We start from the raw sequence: 20,271 nt of genomic DNA on the forward strand, positions 1-20,271 counted from the left end.
CGAAATATACCGCTTTTTGGAACGCTGATTAGGGAGGCCACTTATGAAAAAGCAGATATTGTATGGAATGCTGGGTTTTCTCTCCCTGCTGGGGTTCGCAGGCGTGTTTACGGAAGCGCGGGGATTCCTGGGCTTCTTCGCCTTTGCGGTGGACTTCCAGTACTTCTTTTTGAAGTCTGACGAGATGCTGGAAGCGCAGCTGGCCCGGTCCGCCTCCCGGGCGTTTGTGGTCGGGATGCTGATGATGGCGGCCGCTGTGCTGGGGACCCTGACGCTGGGCGGTTTTACCCCCCAGCGGGCACTCCTTACCGGCTGCACGGTTGGCTGGGCTGCCTCTGTGGTGGTCTACGCCCTGACCGCCGCCTGGTACGGCTTCCGGGAGAGCTGGGGGCTGGAGCCGTGATCCGCAACCGGATGAAGGAGCACCGGGCCCGTCTGGGCCTGAAGCAGGAGGAGCTGGCAAAGCTGGTGGGGGTCCGGCGGGAGACCATCGGAAACCTGGAAAAGGGGCGGTACAACCCCTCTCTGGTGCTGGCCTGGAACATCGCCAAGGTGTTCGGGGTGCCCATTGAAGAAGTATTTACCGTAGAGCCGGACGGCCCAGCGGAACATAGCTGACGGGATACGAGCGCCCGGCGGGGATCATCCCCGCCGGGCGCTCCATTTTCTATCTGCCAGCTTTTTGAAGTGCCTTGGCCAGGGGCAGCACCGCCCGGCCCAGGGCCTCCAGGGCCTGGCCGAAGTCGAAGTACTCCTCCGCCTGGCTGTCGGAGAACAGGTGGTCTGAGACGGACTTCACCGATACGAACCGGACACCGTTCCGCAGGCATACCTGGGCGATGGCACCGCCCTCCATCTCCGTCAGCAAGGGGGAGAAGGTACCCCGGATCCACTCCGCCCGCTGCCCCTTCACAGCAAACCAATCCCCGGTGGATACCCGGCCGGTGACGGCGGGATAGCCCAGGGAAGCAAGCAGCTCCGCACAGCGCTCCGGCTGCCAGGTGGGGAAGGCCACCTGATTCACCGTGGAGACCAGGCCGATGGGGTCCCCCACAGCGGTGGTGTCCACATCGTGCTGGACGAATTCCGACGCTACCACCAGCGTGCCGGTGGGCAGATCCGTGAAGCACCCGGCCACGCCGGCGTTGAGAATCAGATCCACGCCGTACCGCAGGCACAGCAGCTCCGCGGCCATGGCAGCGTTCACCTTGCTGACGCCGCCGGCACAGGCCAGAATGTCCGGGGCAATCTCAAATATGGGAACGCCGGAGACGGTCTCCAGCGGCGCCAGCTCCCGGGCGCCCGGCAGGGCATGGAGCTCCGACGGCATGGCGAATTGCAGGGCGATTTTCATGGATGATCCTCCTCTTGGACGTCAGGCAGCCGCTTGCCGCAGTGGCCGCAGAATGTATAGGAATCCCCCAGCTTGGCGCCGCAGTAGGGGCAGTAGCGCAGGGGCCCCTCCGGTCCGGACGTGTCCACGGCCTCCGGGGGCTGGCCGCCGAAGCGCTGATTCAGCGGGTCCGGCTCCTCCTCGCCGTCCACGATGTCGAAGGCGGAGTACCGTTTTTTGCCCGCGGCGTTCTTGAAATTGTAGACGGCCTGGACGATGCCCACGATAACGAACAGCACGCCGAAGATGGAGAAGGAGATGGGCGCCCCCATGGAGGCGGCGGATACGGTCCAGAAGATGCCGAAGACCACAGCGATGACGGAGCCGAGGGCTCCCATGGCTGACGGCCCCCGGCCGGGCTTGATGTGTTTCACAGCGGGGCTTCCTCCTTCGGCATTTCTGTCACCGGTCGTCCACGGTCAGCTTCAGCACGTCCGGCCGGGCGTAGTGGCCGCAGCCGTCGAATTCCATCCGGCTCCGGGGCACCTGGGTCAGGTCCAGATCCGCACAGATGATGGCCTCCCGGTCCCAGACGGGCTGGGTCACATAGTGGCCGTAGGGATCCACCACGCAGCTGCCGCCCCGGCAGACGATATCCGGCAGGCGGCCGATCTCCTCCGGGCAGTGGAGCCCGGCGGGGTACATGTCCCGAGTGAAGACCATGTCGCAGTTGACGAAAAAGCAGTGCCCCTCGATGGCAATGTGACGGATGGTGGCCTGCCACTCCTCGTTGTCGTTGGTGTTGGGAGAGAGGTACAGGGTGATCCCCTTCTCGTACAGGGCGACCCGGGCCAGGGGCATATAGCTCTCCCAGCAGATCAGGCTGGCCATGGGACCCCAGGGCGTCTGCGCCACCGGGAAGTAATGCCGGTCCGCGTCACCCCACACCACCCGCTCCGCGCCGGTGGGCTTCAGCTTCCGGTGGACGGTGAGCAGTTCGCCCGCCGGGGAAAAGATCAGGTTGGTATTGTACAGCGTGGCGTTGACGGCGTCCCGCTCGGACACGCCGATACTCACGTAGGCCCGAGCCTCCCGGGCGGCCCGGCCCAGGATCTCTGTCTCCGGCCCAGGCACCAGGATGGAGTTGTCGTAGTACAGCCCCCAGTCCTTCCGGCCCGGGGCGGTCCGGCTGCCCACGGTGAAGCCGAAAGTCATGCCGTAGGGATAGCCGGGGATGAACAGCTCCGGGAACACGATCAGCTCCGCCCGCTCCGCAGCCGCGGCCCGGATCAGCTCCACCGCCTTCACGGTGCAGGCGGCTTTGTCAAACATCACTGGGGCGGCCTGGACCACCGCGATCCGGCAGGACTCCCGCAGATCCCGCATACATGATCACCTCGTTTCGAAGATTTCCGCTGGGTGTGTTTTGAGTATAGCATACCGCTGTGCCGGGGGCAAGGCTTTGCGGGGCATTTGCGCCCATTCGGGGCGGACGCTGCTCCCCTCGCGCTTTCCCAGGATCCCTGCTTCCGAAACGGGATGTTTGCAAAAGAACAGAGGGCAGGCCTGCGGCCTGCCCTCTCTGAATATGCGGAGATGCGGAATTTAGTTGCCCTTGACGATGGCGGCCGTGTCGGTGGCGATCATCAGCTCTTCATTGGTGGGGATCAGCAGGACCTTCACCTTGGAGTCGGCGGCGGAGATGACGGTCTCCTTGCCGCGGACGTCGTTGGCGGCGGGATCCAGCTTCACGCCCATATACTCCAGGCCGTCGCACACCATGGCGCGGATGCCCTTGTCGTTCTCGCCCACGCCGGCGGTGAAGATAATGGCGTCCACCCCGCCCATGGCGGCGGCGTAAGCGCCCACGTACTTCTTCACCTCGTAGGCGAACTTCTCCTCCGCCAGCTGGGCCCGTGCGTTGCCCTCTTCAGCTGCCTTCTCCAGGTCACGGAAGTCGGAGCTGACGCCGGACAGACCCTCTACGCCGGACTTCTTGTTGAGGATGTTCAGCATCTCGTCGATGTTCATGCCGTACTTGTTCATCAGGTACTGCAGGATGCCGGCGTCCAGGTCGCCGGAGCGGGTGCCCATGGGCAGGCCGGCCAGGGGAGTGAAGCCCATGGAGGTGTCCACGCTCTTGCCGCCGTCCACAGCGGCGATGGAGGAGCCGTTGCCCAGGTGGCAGGAGATCAGCTTCAGCTCCTCGGGCTTCTTGCCCAGCATGGCGGCAGCCCGGCCGGAGACATACTTGTGGGAGGTGCCGTGGAAGCCGTAGCGGCGAACCTTGTCCTTCTCATAGTATTCATAGGGCAGGGCGTACATATAGGCCTTGGCGGGCATCGTCTGGTGGAAGGCGGTGTCGAACACGGCCACCTGGGGCACGTCCTTGCCCATGACGGCGGTGCAGGCGTTGATGCCGGTGATGTTGGCGGGGTTGTGGAGGGGGGCCAGGGGGATGCACTCCTCCAGGGCCTTCATGACCTCATCGGTGATGAGCACAGAGCCGGCAAAGGCCTCGCCGCCATGGACCACCCGGTGGCCCACCGCATCGATCTCCTGCATGGAGCCGATGACGCCGTTGTCCTTGTCCACCAGAGCGTTCAGCACGGCCTGGATGGCCTCGGAGTGGGTGGGCATGGCCACATCGACGGCGTCCAGCACCTGCTTGCCCTCCACCTGGGGCTTGTAGGTGAACTTGCCGTCGATGCCGATCCGTTCGCACAGGCCCTTGGCCAGCAGGGCGCCGGTCTCGGGATTCAGCAGCTGATACTTCAAGGAAGAGCTGCCAGCGTTGATAACCAGAATGTTCATGTTTACCGTCTCCTCTTTTTTGGAAATGCCCGTGGACATCCCCACATCGTATGAATTGCAGGCAGATGCCTGGCTGAAAGGGAACCCGTACCCCGGCGGGGCGGGTCCCGGCGCACTTCTCATTATACCAGAGATTTCCCCGGTTACAACCGGAATTTTGAACGAACCGGCGCTTTTTTGCCGGGGAAGTTCCGGCGCAGCGGCGTCTGCTCGCCGCAGAGCAGCCCGGAATCGGTCCGGCTGGACGTTTTCCGGAAAGTATGGTATGATCGAAAAAAAGCCCCATGCGGGCGGTATTGATAAAAAATTGACGAGACTGACACCGGACTGTAACTTTTTTGTCATTTGGAAGGGGAGAAATCCATGGGGGCCGCAGGTATAATCGTAGAATACAATCCGCTCCACAGCGGGCACCTGCGGCTTCTGGAGGCAGGCCGGGCGGCGCTGGGACCGGACACGGCCATGGTCTGCGTGATGAGCGGGAACTTCGTGCAGCGGGGGGACTTCGCCCTGCTGCGCAAACACGCCCGGGCCAGGGCTGCCGTGGAGAGCGGCGCGGACCTGGTGCTGGAGCTGCCCCTGCCCTGGGCGGTGTCCTCGGCGGAAGGATTTGCCGCCGGAGGCGTCCAGGCGCTGGCGGCCACCGGGGTTGTGGAGCACCTGCTGTTCGGCAGTGAGTGCGGCGATGTCTCCGCCCTGGAGCGGGTGGCCGCCGCGCTGCTGGCGCCGTCCTTCCGAGACCGGCTCCGAGAGGTGCTGCCTGGAGCGGTGAGCTTTGCCGCTGCCCGGCAGCGGGCGCTGACCGGCCTGCTGCCGGAGGAGGACGCCGCCCTGCTGGAGTCTCCCAACAACATTTTGGGCATCGAGTACTGCAAGGCCCTGCTGGGGCAGAACGCCCCCCTCCGGCCGGTGACCATCCGGAGGGAGGGCAGCGCCCACGACGGCGCCCTGGCGCCGGACACCCACCCCTCGGCCTCCGGCCTCCGGGCGCTGCTGCGGCAGGGGAAACGGGAGGAGGCCCTGTCCCTGCTGCCTCCGGCCATGGCCCGCGCTTATGAGCTGGAAGAGGCCGCCGGCCGGGCCCCGGTGTTCTGGGAGAACAGTCACCGGGCCATTCTGGCCCGGCTGCGGTCCATGACGGCGGCGGACTTTGCCGCCCTGGACCAGGGGCGGGAGGGCATTTGGAATCGACTGTACGACGCCTCCCGCGCTGCCGCCTCGCTGCCCGAACTGCTGGCCGCAGCCAAGACGAAGCGTTACGCCATGGCCCGCCTGCGGCGGATGGTGCTGTGGGCCTACCTGGGACTGACGCCCGGCGATATGCCGGAGCGGGTGCCCTATCTGCGGGTGCTGGCGGCCAATGGGACCGGTTGCCGACTGCTCTCCCGGATGCGGGAGGCGGCAGCCGTGCCGGTGTTGACCAGGCCGGCGCAGGTCCGGCGGTTGGGCCCGGAGGCCCGGCGCCTGTTTGAACTGGAGGTCCGCGCCACGGACCTGTATACCCTGGCGTATCCCCGCCTCTCCGCCGCCGGCGGCACGGAGTGGAGGGAAGGTCCCGTGATCTTAGGAGGGCCTGCGCCCTGCTGAGGAAAGGAGCAACCCCTATGAAACGGATGATCGCCCTGCTTTTGCTGCTGTGTATGCTGACAGCCTGCGCAGCCCCCGTTCCGGAGACGGAGGAGCCCACGGCTGCATCGCAGGAGATTGCCGTCCCGGAACAGAAGCAGCCGGACAGCGGCACGATGACGGGCGCGGCCACCTTCACTCAGGCTGCATCCGAGCCCTTGACCTACACGGTGGTTCTGAAGACGCTGGAGGACAGCGCCGCGGCGGCGGACGGCACGACTTTGGCTGTGCGCTCCTATGAGCTTCCGGAGATGACCGTGACCCTGCCGGACGGCACTGTGCTGACGGAGGCGGCCTCCCCGGCGGAGACGGCGGCCCTGGAGAGGGCGGAGGCCTTCAACAGCCGGTTCCGCGACTGGGCCGGGGCGGATGGCTTTGACGAGGTGACGGCTTGGGCAGAGGAGGAGCTGGCCTTTCGGACGGAGTCCGGTGGGAATTGGACACCCTACACGCTGGAGCTGGACTGTTCTGTCTATCAGACGGAGCAGATGGTGTGCATCCAGGCGGAGTATTACAGCTATACCGGCGGGGCCCACCCCAACACGGTACTGCTGGCCTGGAACTTCGACCTGATGACGGGCCAGTTCTTCGCGCCTGAGATTCTGGCAGCGGACGGGCAGATATTTCTGGACGCGGTCCGGGACGAGATCATCCGCCAGATCGACATGACGCCGGAAGCCGCCGTGGAGGCCGGCTACTGGGAGGACTATCAGGACATTGCCGCAAACTGGAGCAGCTACGCGGTCTCCTTCAATGAGGAGGGGATGACAGTGGCCTTCTCCCCCTATGAGATTGCCTGTTACGCCATGGGGCCGCAGGAGTTCCGGCTGTCCTACGAGCAGCTGGCGCCGCATTTGAACAGCCATGGCCGGGATCTGCTGGGGATCGGGAAGAATTGAGGAAAAAAGCGCGCGCCGGGCAGGCGCGCGTTTTTTGTAATTGACATACCTAGAATTACTATGTATACTAAAGGCATAGTAATTCTAGGTATGTTGCCTGGACAGGAGGTGCCCGATGGCAAAAAAGCAGACCATGGACCACGCCCAGCTGCTGGTGCTGTCCCTGCTGGCGGGGGAGGATATGTACGGTTACCAGATGATCGTGGAGCTGGCCCGCAGATCCGACCACACCTTTGAGATGAAGGAGGGGACGCTGTACCCGGTGCTCCACGGCCTGGAGCGGGACGGGGCGGTGGAGGCGTATCAGCAGGAGGCCCCCACCGGCCGGATGCGGAAATACTACCGCCTTACCCGCCGGGGGGCGGCGGTGCTGCGGGAGGAGGCTGCCGCCTGGCAGACCTACTCCGGCGCGGTGAATGCGGTGCTCCAGGCCTGTCCGGGGCTGGACCCGGCATGATATGGACAGGCGGGATTATACGGACCGGGTGCTTTCGTCCCTGCGCCGTGTGACGGAGAAGGAGCGGGAGGCCATTCGGTCGGAGCTGGACGGCCACATCGAGGACCACATGGAGGCCCTGCGGGAGCTGGGGTATGACGAGGAGCTGGCAGAAGAGCGGGCCATCGCCGCCATGGGAGAGCCAGATGAGGTGGGACGGGAGCTGAACAGGCAATACACCGGCTGGGGCTGGGTGCTGGTGAGCCGGGCGGCGGTGGTGCTGACAGTGGTGCTGTGCGCTCAGGCTCTGCTGGCCCTGGGAATATTGGGGATGGTTATTGATAGCATCTCCGCCCGTATTTATCCGAATGAACCGTCTGCATATACCGCTGTGGCAGCAACGGAGCGGTTGGATATCCGCATTCCAGTTGGAAACGACATCCTGCGGGTTTACCGGATCAGCATAGGGCAGGCGGATGATACCCCAGGTGTGTGGGAGGCGGAAGTTCAGCTGTGTGCGTATGATCGAATTCCCGGCGGCATTGTGTCCAGACGGCTGATGGAGCAAACCTGGCTGGAAACGCCGGGAGGAAGGAGAGACCCTCCGAAGGGAAGCGGACGGGGAAACTGGAGGGTAGAATATGGCTCCTGCTATGTGCGCCTCTCCCCGGAGGATACATACGTCGTACTGCGCTTTGAGGCATTTGACGAGCAGATCCGTCTGGAACTGCCCCTGCCGGAACAGGAGGGATTATGAGACGGAAAAAGCTGCCCTCCCGGAAACGGCAGGCCCTGTGGCGGGTGCTGCTGGCACTGGTGAGTTTGCTGCTTGTGGATCATATTTTTGGTATCGCCCTGCTCCCGATTCAGGCTGTCCGGCGGGAGGCGGAACATGAGGGGATCGGCAGGGCCTGGGTCGTTGAGCGGAAGTGGGAGCCGTCGCTCTATAAAACACATCTTTTCTACCTGATGGAAAACGAGCGCGCTGTGATGCTGGGAGATACCCATCTCAGTCCGCTGGGCTGGGAGACGATGTTCGGAGCTACGGTGGACTGCACCGGCGAGGAACCCATATATGCGGGCTATCATCAGATCAGCCATGATGACAAGGTACTGGGCTGCTATTTTGGACAGATCAATGACCCCGCAATCGAGACAGTGGTGATCAGCATTCAGCAGGAGGAGTACGACCAGGGAAAAGCGGTACGCAGTGAGCTTCGCCGCTTGACCGTGGAGCAGGAGGACTTTGTCACCGGACGGGACCGGACATTTTTCTGGATTATGGAGCCCCTGCCATTGGAACAGTCGCCGGAAGCGGTTTGCTATCCGGTCATGATTGCCTATGACGCGGAAGGAAGAATTGCGGCGGAGTTCGACATCGAATGTTGTACATACAGCGGCTACGGCTGAGAAGAAGGCACGCCGAAAGGCGTGCCTTCTTCTAGTATGCAAGCTGACATAACATATTCTCCGCGAACCGATCCGCCCGGTCCTGAATCCCCGGCAGGGCCAGGGCCTCGCCCTTGTCGTTGGCGGTCTCCAGCAGGCAGAAGTTCGCCGGCAGCCAGAAGCCCTTGTTCATGTTCATGGCTCCCGCCGCCTGACAGGCCACGATGTCACCGCCGGAGTAGCCGGACACCACGATGGCGAACACCGCCTTGTCCGCAAAGGAGGTGGTGCGGTACAGGGCCGTCAGCCGGTTGATGGCTGCCGTCAGGTTGGCGGACAGAGCGTCGTTGTAATTGGGGCACAGCAGCACCAGCGCGTCCGCCTCCCGGATGGCGGGGTAGACCTCCTGGACCATGACGCCGCCGTAGAAGCACCCGCCCTGTTCTCCGAAGTGGAGGCAGGTGGTGTAGGGGCAGCCGGCACAGTCCTCCAGCGTGCCGTTCCGCAGGCAGATCTCCGTGATGTCACAGCGTTCCTCCAGCCGGGTCCGCACCAGCCCCCACAGGGCCAGGGTGTTGGAGGTGGCCCGGCTGGAGGCGTGGAGGGCCAGCAGCTTCGGCCGCTCCAGCCGGGGGCGGGAGAAGGCCAGCACCCGCTCCACCAGATCCGCCGTCGCCAGATGGTAGGCCGCTTCCAAAGAACAGCCAGCGTTTCGGGCCTGGACCGTGAAGTTCCGCAGATCGCCAGTGCCTTCCACCAGAGGGCGACCCACAAAGGCGCAGCCCGCAAGGTTGGCGGCCAGCACCAGGTCCCGGCCCGCTGCCTTGGTGTACAGATCGCCGGGGGCGTCCACCAGCACGCTCCCCACGCAGCGGTCCAGGCAGTTTGGATGGGTGCGGAGATGGGCCAGCAGGTCATAGAACCCGCGGTTCACGCCGCCCTCATCCAGGGAGACGACAAACAGGAGCCGCCGTCCCGTCAGCGGACCCTCCAGGCGGGATAGCACCTCTGCCTGCCGCCCCACCAGGGCCGCCTCCAGCACTCCGGCGCACCGGGGGGAGAGCGCCCCGCCGGGGCGGATCACCGTCAGTTCTTCAGATATGCCGATCATCTCCTTCCTGCATCCGGCTGCATTCCGGCCGAGCACCCGCCCGGTGCGCGGGGCAAAGCGGCGTGCAGCGGCCGGTATGATGAAACGCAGCGGCAGCCGCCCGCTAAATGATCTCCCGCAGAAGCGTCTGGGTTTCCCGCAGCCGCTCGAACAGCGGTGTGGGCAAAGAGGCAGTCTCGATTTCCAGACCGGCGGCGGTTAAACGGTTGCGGACGCCGAACCAGATCCCCCCCAGAGCCACCGAGCTGCAATGCCAGCTCCGGCGGAGCGTCAGCAGCAGCTGCATGGCGCCGGAGGAAATGGCAGGGGCCACATAGGGCTTGAAGCCCAGCTCCCGGATCCGCAGATTGGCGGTGGCCACCAGCTCCGTCAGCTCCCGGGAGAGGCCGTCATCATAATGGGAGAGGGAGTTGGCGATCACCAGCCCCTGACCATGAGGGCCATAGCTGCGGCCATCCAGCAGGAAGCTGCGGAACCGGGGATCCTGCTTGGCAAAATAGGCCGCACGGGCGTTCATGACCCCCAGTCCGAAGCCCTGGATCTGTTCCGCCCGAAGCCCCTGCCCGTCCCACTGGCCGTCGGGACCCTGGTTGGAGGCCAGATACGCCGCCTTGCACAGGGGATCCACCGGGTCGGACAGTACAATAAAGAGTCCCCGGAATCCCGCCTGCCGGGCCTGCCGGGCGTAGTCCTCCACCAGCGGCCGGTTGGCGCCGAACTGGGCCATCCGCACGTCCCGGACACCGCCTCCCACCGGAGGAACGCCGCGAGTGGCGGCGAAGAGGAACACATCACAGCGGAACAAGTCCCCGGCCGCTACCGGCTCCACTGCCGGAAGAGCGTCGTAGTCCCAGGGCCAGGATACCTGCTCCATCTCCGTGACCCAGCGGGCCACAGTCTTCTGATTCAGGTCGCAGATACCGATGCTCTCAATACAGTCGCCTCCCAGGAGCTTCAGCGCCGTCAAAAGGGTGCTGCCCACATCTCCTACCGCCAGCAGATTCACCCGCAGGCGGCTTGGCAGATGCATGGCGGACGCCTTGGTAAAGTCAGCCCAGCGGGGGTGGCGGATGTTAACCGCCCGCAGCAGCCGGGCGTCGATGGTGTGCTGGAGGCGTTTGGGCAGGGAGGGGACCGGAACGCCCATCCGGGAGGGGTCTAGCCAGGTCACATCCTCCGTCTCCGCAGTGAGCTGCCGGGGGTCTGAGACGCAGAAGGAGGACCGGCTGCGAATCGGGTCCCGGTCGATGAGGAAGAGGCTGGGCGTCCCTGCGGAGGGACGCTTCGCCGGCTCCAGGGGGAGGTCCGGCAGCAGAGAGGCGAAGATGACCTCCCCGTGGCGGTAGTAATACATAAGGGCTCCTTTCGCCTGGATGGCGCGCCAGGCCCGCGGTCAGGATTGGAGGACGTTCCGCATCCGCAACAGCATCTCCAGGTCGTTCTGCAGAAATACGGAGGCAGGAAGACTGGGGTCATAGTGCATACAGCTGCCCTTGTCCGGGGAGAGGGGCAGGATCACCGCCTCACTGAGGCGGGAGAGGGTGAGGTTGCGGGCGTACCGCTCCCGGAAGGTGGTCTCCAGGGCCAGCAGGATGTCCCGGGCGTTCTCCAGGCAGGCACAGGAGAAACGGAACACCGCCTCCCGTCCGCACTCCCGGTAGAAGCGGGGGAAGGCGTAGGGCAGGATCAGGTTCACCGCTGGGGTCAGGCCGGGGACGGAGGGCTCCTCATGCCCCACAGTGTCGCCGCCGATGAAGGGGTACATGGTGGACTCCACAAACCAAGAACGCATATTCGGAATGAAATAGACGCTGTCCACACTGCGGCCCTTGGCGGCCATCAGATCCCGTCCGCGGCCGGACAGCAGGCCCACCAGCACCCGGTCGATGACCACACCCTCCTGCCGGAAGAGGGGATCCAGCGCCCGGATCCGGTTGCCGGAGTGGAGCAGGTCGTCCACCAGGATCACCGGCCGGCGGAAGGAGTGGATGGTGCGGATCTGGCTCTCCAGCGGCGCGTAGCCGGGGAAATTCTCGATGTCGAAGGAGGTGAGGTCCCTGGCAAAGACCTTGTCGGTGTGGATGGTCTTGGTGACGGTGTTGGGGATGGCATTGCCCCGCAGGATCTTGCCGAAGGGTACGCACATCTTGGGACCCAGTACCCGGGGCACTGTGGGCTCCGCCGGGACGCCGTTCAGGTCCACGATCTTCCGCACCAGACGGTGGTAAATGACCTCCGCGTTCAGGGACAGGATCAGAGAACCCGGATACAGGCCGGTGAGAGCCCGCTGCATCCGGCAGTGGGCGGCGCGGACCGCCGCCAGCACGGTACGGTCGGAGGAGAAAGGCTCCTTCAGCGTGGTGGGGATGTTCTGCAGCAGTACGGAGGGAGAGCGCATATCCACCAGCAGCAGGGGCTTTGCGCTGGGCAGCTCCGCCGGGACAAAGCCTTGCCTCTCCAGCAGGTCCAGCGTCTCCTCCGACGCAGTGGCGTGCCACACGGCATAGCTGCAGTCCGCTCCCAGGGAGCGGGAGAGGGCCTCTGTCATCAGCAGCTGGCCCACATCATAGCTGCCGCTGGAGCCGCGGGCGGTGTAAAGTCCGGTGAGCAGCTGAACCCGCCCCGCCGTGTGCTTGCGGACATAGTCCGCCAGCTCCGTGTCCCCCAGGGCCTCATACAGCCCGCCGGAGTTCACGGTCCGCAGGGTCAGAAAACCCAGCACCCGGGGGCGGGATCCCGCGTCCCGCAGGATGCAGAGGCCGTCCCTGGGGTCGATCTCCGGCGGCTGCTCCCGCCCCTGAAGCGGTACCTCCGTCAACTCCTCCCACAGGTGCCGGTCCGGCTGGGAGATGTGGGAGAACTCCAGATCCCCCGCCCGGAGGATCCGCTTGTACTGGGGCTCCCGGAGATAGAGGCTGTTGCGGTAGATGAAGTCCTGTACCACCGGGTCAATGAGGGTGGAGATGTCCCGTCCCAGGTCGATGTTCTCCCGGATGCGGGTGGAGCTGATGTCTTCCAGATGGGTGGGCAGCTGCAGCTGGATGATGCGGCCGGAGATGCAGCCCAGATCTGCGTCGATCTCCCGTCCCTCCGCGTCGCTGGAGCGGCGGAAGACGATGTGGTTCATGGAGTGGACGGACCCCGGCACCGGTGCCGCCTTGTAGGAGGAGGCGTTGGCTACCACGTCCGAGCCCACCGCCAGGTACAGCTCCCGGCCGGAAAAGACCTCCCGCAGCCGGTCCAGGTCCTCCGGCGTGGCCAGGTTCACTGGGATGTCGTGGGGGAAGAGGTACACGTCGAACTCGTCCGCCACGGACATGCTGACGATCTGCCTCCGCACCAGGGAGGGCTGCGCCTTCTTGGACCAGGAGAACTCGTCGATGGCCAGATACACCTCCATCCCCAGGTCCCGGATCTCCTGGACGATGCCCTTATGGCTCAGGGAGAAGGGGTCGAAGGTGCCGGGAAAGAAGGCGGCCCTTCCCGGCATGTAGAATGGGAAGTCTCCGCTTTCAATCTGATAGGAGACGATGAAGCGGTAGATGTGGGAGAGGGCGGCGGCGGTGTAGAAGAAGCTCAGCTCCTGTTCCGGCTGCTCTCCCAGCAGGAAGAGGATCTTCTTGGCCATCAGGGTGAAGAGGGCAGCCTTCCCCTCGTAGGAGAGGGTCTGTGAGGCGAAGAGCCGCTCGCCCAGGATCTGCAGCGCCTCCTGCCGCACGCTCTGACGATAAGAGGCCAGGCCCTTCAACAGCAGGCCTGCCAGCCGCCGCCAGCGGCGTTCCAGTACCTCCCGGGACTCGTGGAACCGCTGGGCGTATATGGCATAATGCTCCAGCATGGCGCCCACAGTGGCCAGGGCGGCGGCCACCACCACGGTGTTGGCGGAGGAGAGGAGGATCTGCATCTGATCCACGATCTCGTCCAGTTCCCTGGGCGTCAGCCACAGGGCAAACTGGCCCAGGTACTGGGGGATGTACTGGGAGATCTCCGTCTGCCCGGTCTCCAGCACCTTGGAAAGCTCCACGGCCACCTCGTTCCGGCGGTCCGGCGTCAGGGCCGGAGCAATGGCCAGCAGGGAAGCGCCCGCCAGCCGGCGGACCACGATATTCTCACTGACCTTCATCAGGTTGGAGAAGTGGGTGGCGATGTGGAGCACGTTGGCGCGGTCTCCCTGTTCCACCTGACCCAGCAGGTACTCCACGCCCACGGCCTTCAGAACCCAGTGGGTCGCAGTCTTCAGGTTGTCCAGAAACACATTGCTCACAACGTCCTGCCGGTCCAACAGGGACCGCTGGATGGAGACATCCAGGCCCAGCCGCTCTCCCAGGCGGGCCTGGAGAAACAGCAGCGGCGTGCTTCCCTGGCAATCCGCTGCCTCCACGGCGGCAGTGATGGCCGCGGCGTCCCGGCCATTGGGGTCCAGGGCCGTCAGCAGGTGGTGGAACAGCCGCAGGGCGGCGGCCTTCTGGGGCAGGCCGCCCCGTTCCAGCCACCAGACGGAAAAGCCGGTCAGCACGTGCAGATCCTCGGCGGATACCCGGTCCAGCGGCAGGCTCAGCACCGTGTCCAGCAGGGCAAAGGCCGCATCGGCGTCCACCAGTTCCGGGCGGCGGTAGTGGCGGAACAGCTCCCCGGCAAAGCGGGGGGCGTCGGCGTCGGAGCAGTTCATCAGCAGCGCGTCCGCCGCAGTCTTGGCCTGATAGCGGATCATGCTGATCTGCCGGGGCGTCAGCCGCCGGTCCGGGTCGATGAGCTTTTCCAGGTACTCCGCCCACAGCTGGAAGGGCAGGTCTTCCTCCGGGTCCGGCGGGGCGTCGGCCGGGGGCTCCTTCTGATAGCCCAGGCGGAAGGCGGCCAGGATGCGTCCGATGAGGGCGGCGGCCCGGCGGCGGATGTCTCCGTCCGGGATCAGCAGCAGCTCATACAGAAAGTCCAGGGTCTGCTGCTTCTGAGAGGCGTTCCAGTAGGTGAAATACTCCTCAAAAATGGAGACGTATGCCTGGAGCCGGGCGGGGTTCTTTTCGCCCCGGGCGGCCTCCAGAGTGTTGCCGAAGAGCTGCTCATGGCCCAGCCGGTGCATCAGGCGGATATTGTGGTCCACGGCGGTACGCCGCAGAGCGGTCACCACCTCGTCCGTGTTCAGCAGGGCAGCATTTTTGGCCGGGCGGGCGGGGCCGCCGGCGGTGCGGAGGGTGGTGTCCACCCCAAAGGAGATGAGATAGTCCTCAAAGTCCCGCAGCTTGGCGTAGACATAGCGGTAGCGCAGGCGCTTGGCATCGTCCACATTGTCCAGCTTGCTGAGGATGACGTCAAAGGCCTCCTGCAGGGAGTAGAGGCAGGGGATCTCCCGGCGGTCTTCCCCATAGGTCTGCTTCACCCGGAAGTCCGCGTACACCAGCGTCAGGGACTCCGAGGACAGGTTCTCGATCTCCAAATCCCAGACGGAGTGGTTGGCCGCGATGTGGCCCAGGGCCGTTAGTCCCCGGCGGGTGAACCACTGGTCGGTGTAGTAATAGTGCAGGTAGGGCACCCGTTCCCCGGGCTTGCAGCCGAATTTGCCCAGGTCGTGGCCCAGGGCGGCTCCGGAGATCAGCCCCAGGTCGATGAGTCCGCCGGAGGCGCAGAAGGCCCGGGCCACCCGCATGGACACATAGTGGACGCCGGCGATGTGCTCCAGGGTGCGGAAGGATGTGACCTCCCGGCTCAGGCGGAGCATCTCATAGATGTATTCCTCCCGGAACCGGTAGCAGAAGCGGCGGTACTCCTCCGCCACACCGCTGTGGGAGAGTTCCTCCTCCGTGCAGAATTCAAAGTCCAGCCAGAAGTCAAAGGGCAGGCAGGTCCGCTCCGCGTCAAACAGGACCTGGAGCAGCTGCAGAAAGCACAGCGCTCCATCCCACTGGGCGGAGGTATGTCCGGGGTCCGACGCCGGATACAGCAGCGCCCGGGCCACCTGGTAGGCGTAGGACAGCCATCCCTCAGCGGGATCCGGCGCCACCTGGTCCAGCAGGGGGCGGAAGGCCGCCAGGGCGTCGGCGCAGGAGATCCGGCCCCGGATGGGCACTAGATCCCGGAGCAGCTGGTGCCAGTCGGCGCCGCCGAAGATACGCTCCGCGTCGGCGCGGGCCATTCCCAGCTTCTGAAGAAACGCGGGCGATTCAAAGGCCTCCGCCGCCTGAATATGCAGGGGCTTTCCCAGTTGTCGTTCCATGGGTATCGTCTCCCTTTTCCTCTGGTGTCGTTTTTTTCAGTATACCGCATTTGTGGGCCGGAAGGAAGAGAAATCTCAGGGGCCGTGTCAAAAAAGCGGTCCCCGCCCCGATGGGCGGAGACCGCGGAAACGCTCACTGCGTAAAATGTGTGTGGTTGAAGATGTGGTCCTCACAGAAGCAGTGGTAGCCCGCGCACTTGGAGCAATAGCGGAACTGCAGGTCCGGAAAGTCCGTATCTGTGCGGCCGCAGACCTCGCACTTGTGGCGGTAGCCCTGCTGCTGGGCCTTCTTCCGCTGCTGCTTCACTGCGGACTTGAACTGGATGGTCTGGTGGGAGTTCTGATGGCGGACGGCAAAGCCGAACTCCCGCAGAAGGTCCCCGATCCTGTCCCAGAAGAACACCAGATACACCAGCCAGACGGCCAGCAGCTGGGGCAGTGTGAACAGCGCCGCCCACATACCGGAACGGAGCAGGTCATACAGGGTCAGCAGCACATACAACGCCGCCAGCCACTTGGCCTTGACTGGCAGGATCAGATAGACGCGGATCAGCGCGTCAGGGTACAGGGTAGCAAAGGCCAGGAACAGGATCTGGTTGAGATTGCCGCTGCTGACAACGGGAAGCGGGGACCACAGTATGCTGATCATGCCGAATACCACCATCAGCACGGCGCAGGCCAGATAGAACAGGGTGAACTTGGCGGTGCCCCAGTACTCCTCAATGGAGGTGCCGATGAAGTAGTAGAAGGACAGGCTGATGAAGATCCAGAACAGAGAGCCGTTGGTGGGCAGGAACATCCAGGTGACCAGCCGCCACAGCTCTCCCTGCAGAACGAGCTCTGCGTTGAAGTACAGCATATAGCTGGCATAGCCATTGGAGAACAGGTCCAGCACAAATACCACGGCCATGATCCCCACCAGAAACTTCATCAGGTTCGGAATGCCGAAGCGGGGATGCTGCAGGCAAAAGCGGTCCACGCTGTCGCAGAGTTTTCTCACGGTGAAGCCCTCCAGAACATTTCAAATATACAAGCGATATCCATTATACCCGATCAGAGGAAAAAAGTCATGTATAATTTTTGAACAGGCGGAACATCTGCGCAGTTTTCCGACGGGGCGACGGATTTCTCCGCAAAACCGGAAAAACCGTATTGACAAACGGGAAAAACCTGATAAGATAATAGGGACAATTTTATTACCCTTATCAAGAGTGGCGGAGGGAACGGCCCGATGAACCCACGGCAACCTGCTTATGACAAGGTGCCAAATCCGGCGGTGATCGACAGATGAGGAGCAAGCAACCAAATCCGTTTGTGCGTTTCGCCGTCGAAACGCACATTTTTTTCGCCCCTTGATGAGGTCAGTGCTCAGAAAGGAACCTGTACTATGGCAAGACACTATCTCTTCACCTCCGAGTCCGTAACGGAGGGCCACCCCGACAAGGTCTGCGACCAGATCTCCGACGCCGTCCTGGACGCCATTCTGGAGCAGGACCCCAACGGCCGCGTGGCCTGCGAGACCACGGCCTGCACCGGATTGATCCACGTGATGGGCGAGATCACCACCAGCTGCTATGTGGACATCGCCCACATCGCCCGGGAGGTGGTCCGGGACATTGGCTATGACCGGGGCAAGTACGGCTTTGACTGCGACACCTGTGCCGTGGTTACCTCTATCGACGAGCAGTCCGCCGACATCGCCATGGGCGTGGACAAATCCTTGGAGAACAAGGAGGGCACCGACAGCGAGCTGAGCAACGGCGCCGGTGACCAGGGCATGATGTTCGGCTACGCCTGCGACGAGACGCCGGAACTGATGCCCCTGCCCCTGTCCCTGGCACAGAAGCTGTGCAAGCGCATGGCGGAGGTCCGCAAGAGCGGCCAGGTGCCCTATATGCGGCCCGACGGCAAGAGTCAGGTCACCGTGGAGTATGACGAGCACAACCGCCCTGTCCGGGTGGATACAGTGGTCATCTCCACCCAGCACGACCCCGATGTCTCCCTGGAGCAGATCCGGAAGGACATGATCGAGCAGGTGGCCAAGGCCGTGATCCCCGCGGACATGCTGGACGAGAACACAAAGTATTACGTGAACCCCACCGGCCGTTTCGTCAAGGGCGGCCCGGCGGCGGATTCCGGCCTCACCGGCCGGAAGATCATCGTGGATACCTACGGCGGCAGCGCCCCCCACGGCGGCGGCTGCTTTTCCGGCAAGGATCCCACCAAGGTGGACCGCTCCGCGGCCTACGCCGCCCGGTACGTGGCCAAGAACATCGTGGCCGCGGGCCTTGCCCGCCGCTGCCAGGTGCAGTTGGCCTACGCCATCGGCGTGGCCCAGCCGGTGAGTGTGCTGGTGGACACTTTCGGCACCGGTACGGTGGGAGACGACAGGCTGGAGACTGCCGTCCGCAAGGTGTTTGACCTGCGGCCCACGGCCATCATCCGGGACCTGGACCTGCGCAAGCCCATCTACCGCAAGCTGGCGGCCTACGGCCACATGGGCCGGGAGGACCTGGGCGTGACCTGGGAGAAAACTGACCGCACGGAGGCTCTGAAGGCCGCCGCAGAGGCGTGAAGCCTTTTCCAAAACTGAATCAAACGGTATGATACAGGCGGCGCCGCTGATTTTCAGCAGCGCCGCCTTTTCCGCTCAAAGCTCCATGGACAAATATACCATGTCCGACAAAAGCCGCCCCCCTTCGTATATGGGGTGGTCGTAAAATTGAAGGAAGAAATTGGGGACCCGGTGGCTTTCCCGGAACCCGCAGGCCCGGTAGAAGGGGAGGGTGAGGGCACTGTCCCCGGTGCCCACCAGGAGGCATGTCCCTCCGGCGGTCCGGCAGGCGCCGGCCACATGCCGAACCATGGCCCGGCCGTAGCCCTGGCGCTGAAAGGCCGGCTCCACGGCCAGATTTTTGATCTCGAACACGCCCGGCGCCTCCTTGGTCACCACGCATACGGCGCGAAGTCCGCCATCGTACAGCGCCAACAGCGTTCCGCGGTCCAGATAGCGGTCGATCATGTCCTCCTGTTCGTCTCCCAGCAGCAGGAGGGGGAGAAAGTCCCGCTTGCCCGACTCGATTCTGCGAATATCCATGCCTGCGCCTCCCTGTCTCTGATACGGGTAGAAGAGCACATTTCCTCCGGATTGTCAAGTCCGGGGTGCCGTAATTTGTCTAAAAGAGTCCGAATGTGTCGAATCTATTTCAAAAACCTGCGATTTTTGATATGCTATGTATGAATTGAAGAGGAGAGGAGACGGTTTCGGATGGATGAAGATATCCTGCGGACAGTGGAAAAAATCAGTGGGAAACTGAGCCGGGACTGCTATTACGACCTGTGCTGCCTGGTCAAGGCTGCCATCCCCCGTATGCCGGGCACCTTCTCCATGGAGACGCTGTATCCGGAGGCGCAGAGATACAGTGAAAAGGAAAAGGACACCCTGGCAAAGGCCCTCTCCCGGGCGGCGGAGGACATCTGGGACTGCGGAGACCGGGCGGAGCTGCAGAAGCTCTTTCAACGCGTGCTGCGGGAAAAGCCCACGCCGAAGGATCTGGTCCGGGTGCTGGCCTTGTCGATCTGGCGCCGGCGCAAGGCGGTGCGGCCGCAGGTGCGCTATCAGGTTCTGGAGACCCGGCACCCCCGGCGATTCGGATTCAGCGGCGAATCCTGGGAACCGGAGCGACATCTGGTGGTCCTGCTGCCGGGAAGGGAACAGGCAGAGGTAGAGCAGCTGGTGCGCAGACTGAATCAGCGGCAGATCCCTATCCAGGAGGCGGAGGAGCGTTTTCTGAATGGGGAAGATCTGCTGCCGGTCCTTTGAACAGAGGAGGAGCCTCCCGTAGGAGGCTCCTCCTCTGCTTTGCGCCGGGTGTGTTACAGGAACTGCTTCATCTGGGCGGCGTTGGCTTCCTCGGTGTGCAGCAGCCGCTCCGCGAGATTTCGGATCTCACGGTTTCCACCGGCGTAGTCCCCCAGATGCCGGGTACTTTTGGTGGCCCCCATGGTGTTTCCCTGAATGACCATCTCCGCGATGTTGGATGCAGAGGGGTCTGCCAGCGTTTTGAAAGTGGACATGACCTCTGCGGACACCTTGGCCAGAAGGCCTGGGTCCCTGGGCTCCTCTCCCAGAGACCGGAGCAGGCGCTCCGCCTGATCCGCGATCTGGCGGTACTCGGCGCCCTGCTGGCTCAGAACCCGCCGCAGGCTGTCATCCCGGACCTGCCCGTCCAGGCTGTTTAGCCCCTCAATGCCCATCTCCGCCGTCTCATGGACGTATTGGAGCAGCTCGATATCGTTCATATTGGATCACCTCGCTCCTAGTATGCCCGGCTTTTCCGGGAAAAGACGTTGACCTTCCCAGGGAAATCGGGTACAATAGCTCCGTGTAAGAGCCCCAGATTCTGGGGGGAGGGCGCCGGAGTTTCCGCGCCGCAGACTGAAGAGAGGCGC

19 protein-coding genes and 1 riboswitch are annotated in these 20,271 nt (G+C 63.8%); of the genes, 9 read left to right on the forward strand and 10 right to left on the reverse strand.

Annotated elements, in window-relative coordinates; all coding sequences use genetic code 11:
• Nucleotides 1–43: 43 nt before the first annotated feature.
• Nucleotides 44–403, forward strand: a complete 360-nt coding sequence (locus OCV80_RS10090) for a DUF3796 domain-containing protein (RefSeq protein ID WP_021750088.1) — start codon at nucleotides 44–46, stop codon at nucleotides 401–403.
• Complete coding sequence (locus OCV80_RS10095) at nucleotides 400–618, forward strand: helix-turn-helix transcriptional regulator (RefSeq protein WP_025543763.1); 219 nt, start codon at nucleotides 400–402, stop codon at nucleotides 616–618. The genes OCV80_RS10090 and OCV80_RS10095 overlap by 4 nt, the downstream gene beginning before the upstream one ends.
• A 49-nt stretch (nucleotides 619–667) precedes the next feature.
• Here OCV80_RS10095 and mtnN read toward each other — a convergent pair whose 3' ends face one another.
• The 4 genes from mtnN to OCV80_RS10115 form a co-directional block, all read right to left on the reverse strand.
• Nucleotides 668–1,354, reverse strand: a complete 687-nt coding sequence (gene mtnN, locus OCV80_RS10100) for a 5'-methylthioadenosine/S-adenosylhomocysteine nucleosidase (RefSeq protein ID WP_119311144.1) — start codon at nucleotides 1,352–1,354, stop codon at nucleotides 668–670.
• Nucleotides 1,351–1,767: a zinc ribbon domain-containing protein gene (locus OCV80_RS10105; RefSeq protein WP_025543761.1), complete on the reverse strand. Its 417-nt coding sequence runs from the start codon at nucleotides 1,765–1,767 to the stop codon at nucleotides 1,351–1,353. The genes mtnN and OCV80_RS10105 overlap by 4 nt, the downstream gene beginning before the upstream one ends.
• A gap of 28 nt (nucleotides 1,768–1,795) precedes the next feature.
• Complete coding sequence (locus OCV80_RS10110) at nucleotides 1,796–2,719, reverse strand: carbon-nitrogen hydrolase family protein (protein ID WP_119311143.1); 924 nt, start codon at nucleotides 2,717–2,719, stop codon at nucleotides 1,796–1,798.
• Nucleotides 2,720–2,938: 219 nt separating this feature from the next.
• Entirely contained in the window at nucleotides 2,939–4,147 is a 1,209-nt protein-coding gene (locus OCV80_RS10115) for an acetate/propionate family kinase (protein WP_025543760.1), read from the reverse strand.
• Between the two features lie 363 nt (nucleotides 4,148–4,510).
• Between OCV80_RS10115 and OCV80_RS10120 the strand changes: the two genes are divergently transcribed.
• The 5 genes from OCV80_RS10120 (at nucleotide 4,511) to OCV80_RS10140 (ending at nucleotide 8,518) form a co-directional block, all read left to right on the forward strand.
• Nucleotides 4,511–5,734, forward strand: a complete 1,224-nt coding sequence (locus OCV80_RS10120) for a tRNA(Met) cytidine acetate ligase (protein ID WP_136890730.1) — start codon at nucleotides 4,511–4,513, stop codon at nucleotides 5,732–5,734.
• Between the two features lie 17 nt (nucleotides 5,735–5,751).
• On the forward strand, nucleotides 5,752–6,672 hold the full coding sequence (locus tag OCV80_RS10125) for a DUF3298 and DUF4163 domain-containing protein (RefSeq protein ID WP_119311140.1): 921 nt from the start codon (nucleotides 5,752–5,754) through the stop codon (nucleotides 6,670–6,672).
• A gap of 115 nt (nucleotides 6,673–6,787) precedes the next feature.
• The gene (locus tag OCV80_RS10130) at nucleotides 6,788–7,129 is read left to right on the forward strand and encodes a PadR family transcriptional regulator (RefSeq protein ID WP_136890729.1); all 342 of its coding nucleotides are present in this window, start codon (nucleotides 6,788–6,790) and stop codon (nucleotides 7,127–7,129) included.
• A gap of 1 nt (nucleotide 7,130) precedes the next feature.
• Entirely contained in the window at nucleotides 7,131–7,865 is a 735-nt protein-coding gene (locus OCV80_RS10135; protein WP_021750097.1) for a permease prefix domain 1-containing protein, read from the forward strand.
• Nucleotides 7,862–8,518: a hypothetical protein gene (locus tag OCV80_RS10140; protein WP_021750098.1), complete on the forward strand. Its 657-nt coding sequence runs from the start codon at nucleotides 7,862–7,864 to the stop codon at nucleotides 8,516–8,518. The genes OCV80_RS10135 and OCV80_RS10140 overlap by 4 nt, the downstream gene beginning before the upstream one ends.
• Before the next feature lie 31 nt (nucleotides 8,519–8,549).
• On the opposite strand, the gene OCV80_RS10145 is transcribed toward OCV80_RS10140, so the two are convergent.
• From OCV80_RS10145 to OCV80_RS10160, 4 genes are all read right to left on the reverse strand, one after another.
• A complete protein-coding gene (locus OCV80_RS10145) occupies nucleotides 8,550–9,608 on the reverse strand; it encodes an NAD(P)H-dependent oxidoreductase (RefSeq protein WP_136890728.1) in 1,059 nt (352 codons plus the stop codon).
• Between the two features lie 103 nt (nucleotides 9,609–9,711).
• Nucleotides 9,712–10,962 carry a Rossmann-fold NAD(P)-binding domain-containing protein gene (locus OCV80_RS10150; protein WP_119311137.1) on the reverse strand — a complete coding sequence of 417 codons (1,251 nt, stop codon included), beginning with the start codon at nucleotides 10,960–10,962 and terminating at the stop codon, nucleotides 9,712–9,714.
• A 39-nt stretch (nucleotides 10,963–11,001) separates the two neighbouring features.
• Entirely contained in the window at nucleotides 11,002–15,819 is a 4,818-nt protein-coding gene (locus OCV80_RS10155) for a nicotinate-nicotinamide nucleotide adenylyltransferase (RefSeq protein WP_119311136.1), read from the reverse strand.
• A gap of 133 nt (nucleotides 15,820–15,952) precedes the next feature.
• Complete coding sequence (locus OCV80_RS10160; protein WP_025544114.1) at nucleotides 15,953–16,819, reverse strand: rhomboid family intramembrane serine protease; 867 nt, start codon at nucleotides 16,817–16,819, stop codon at nucleotides 15,953–15,955.
• Nucleotides 16,820–17,018: 199 nt separating this feature from the next.
• Nucleotides 17,019–17,113, forward strand: a riboswitch (SAM riboswitch).
• A 93-nt stretch (nucleotides 17,114–17,206) separates the two neighbouring features.
• Here OCV80_RS10160 and metK point away from each other — a divergent pair.
• On the forward strand, nucleotides 17,207–18,394 hold the full coding sequence (gene metK / locus OCV80_RS10165) for a methionine adenosyltransferase (RefSeq protein ID WP_021750104.1): 1,188 nt from the start codon (nucleotides 17,207–17,209) through the stop codon (nucleotides 18,392–18,394).
• 75 nt (nucleotides 18,395–18,469) lie between these two features.
• Here metK and OCV80_RS10170 read toward each other — a convergent pair whose 3' ends face one another.
• Nucleotides 18,470–18,916 carry a GNAT family N-acetyltransferase gene (locus OCV80_RS10170; protein ID WP_119311135.1) on the reverse strand — a complete coding sequence of 149 codons (447 nt, stop codon included), beginning with the start codon at nucleotides 18,914–18,916 and terminating at the stop codon, nucleotides 18,470–18,472.
• 171 nt (nucleotides 18,917–19,087) lie between these two features.
• Between OCV80_RS10170 and OCV80_RS10175 the strand changes: the two genes are divergently transcribed.
• Nucleotides 19,088–19,642: a hypothetical protein gene (locus OCV80_RS10175; protein WP_119311134.1), complete on the forward strand. Its 555-nt coding sequence runs from the start codon at nucleotides 19,088–19,090 to the stop codon at nucleotides 19,640–19,642.
• A gap of 53 nt (nucleotides 19,643–19,695) precedes the next feature.
• Here the strand turns inward: OCV80_RS10175 and OCV80_RS10180 are convergent, their stop codons facing one another.
• Nucleotides 19,696–20,121 carry a DUF2383 domain-containing protein gene (locus OCV80_RS10180; RefSeq protein ID WP_021750107.1) on the reverse strand — a complete coding sequence of 142 codons (426 nt, stop codon included), beginning with the start codon at nucleotides 20,119–20,121 and terminating at the stop codon, nucleotides 19,696–19,698.
• Between the last annotated feature and the right edge of the window lie 150 nt (nucleotides 20,122–20,271).

This window comes from Oscillibacter acetigenes (genome assembly GCF_025567605.1).
In the GTDB taxonomy this organism is placed as follows: domain Bacteria; phylum Bacillota; class Clostridia; order Oscillospirales; family Oscillospiraceae; genus Oscillibacter; species Oscillibacter welbionis.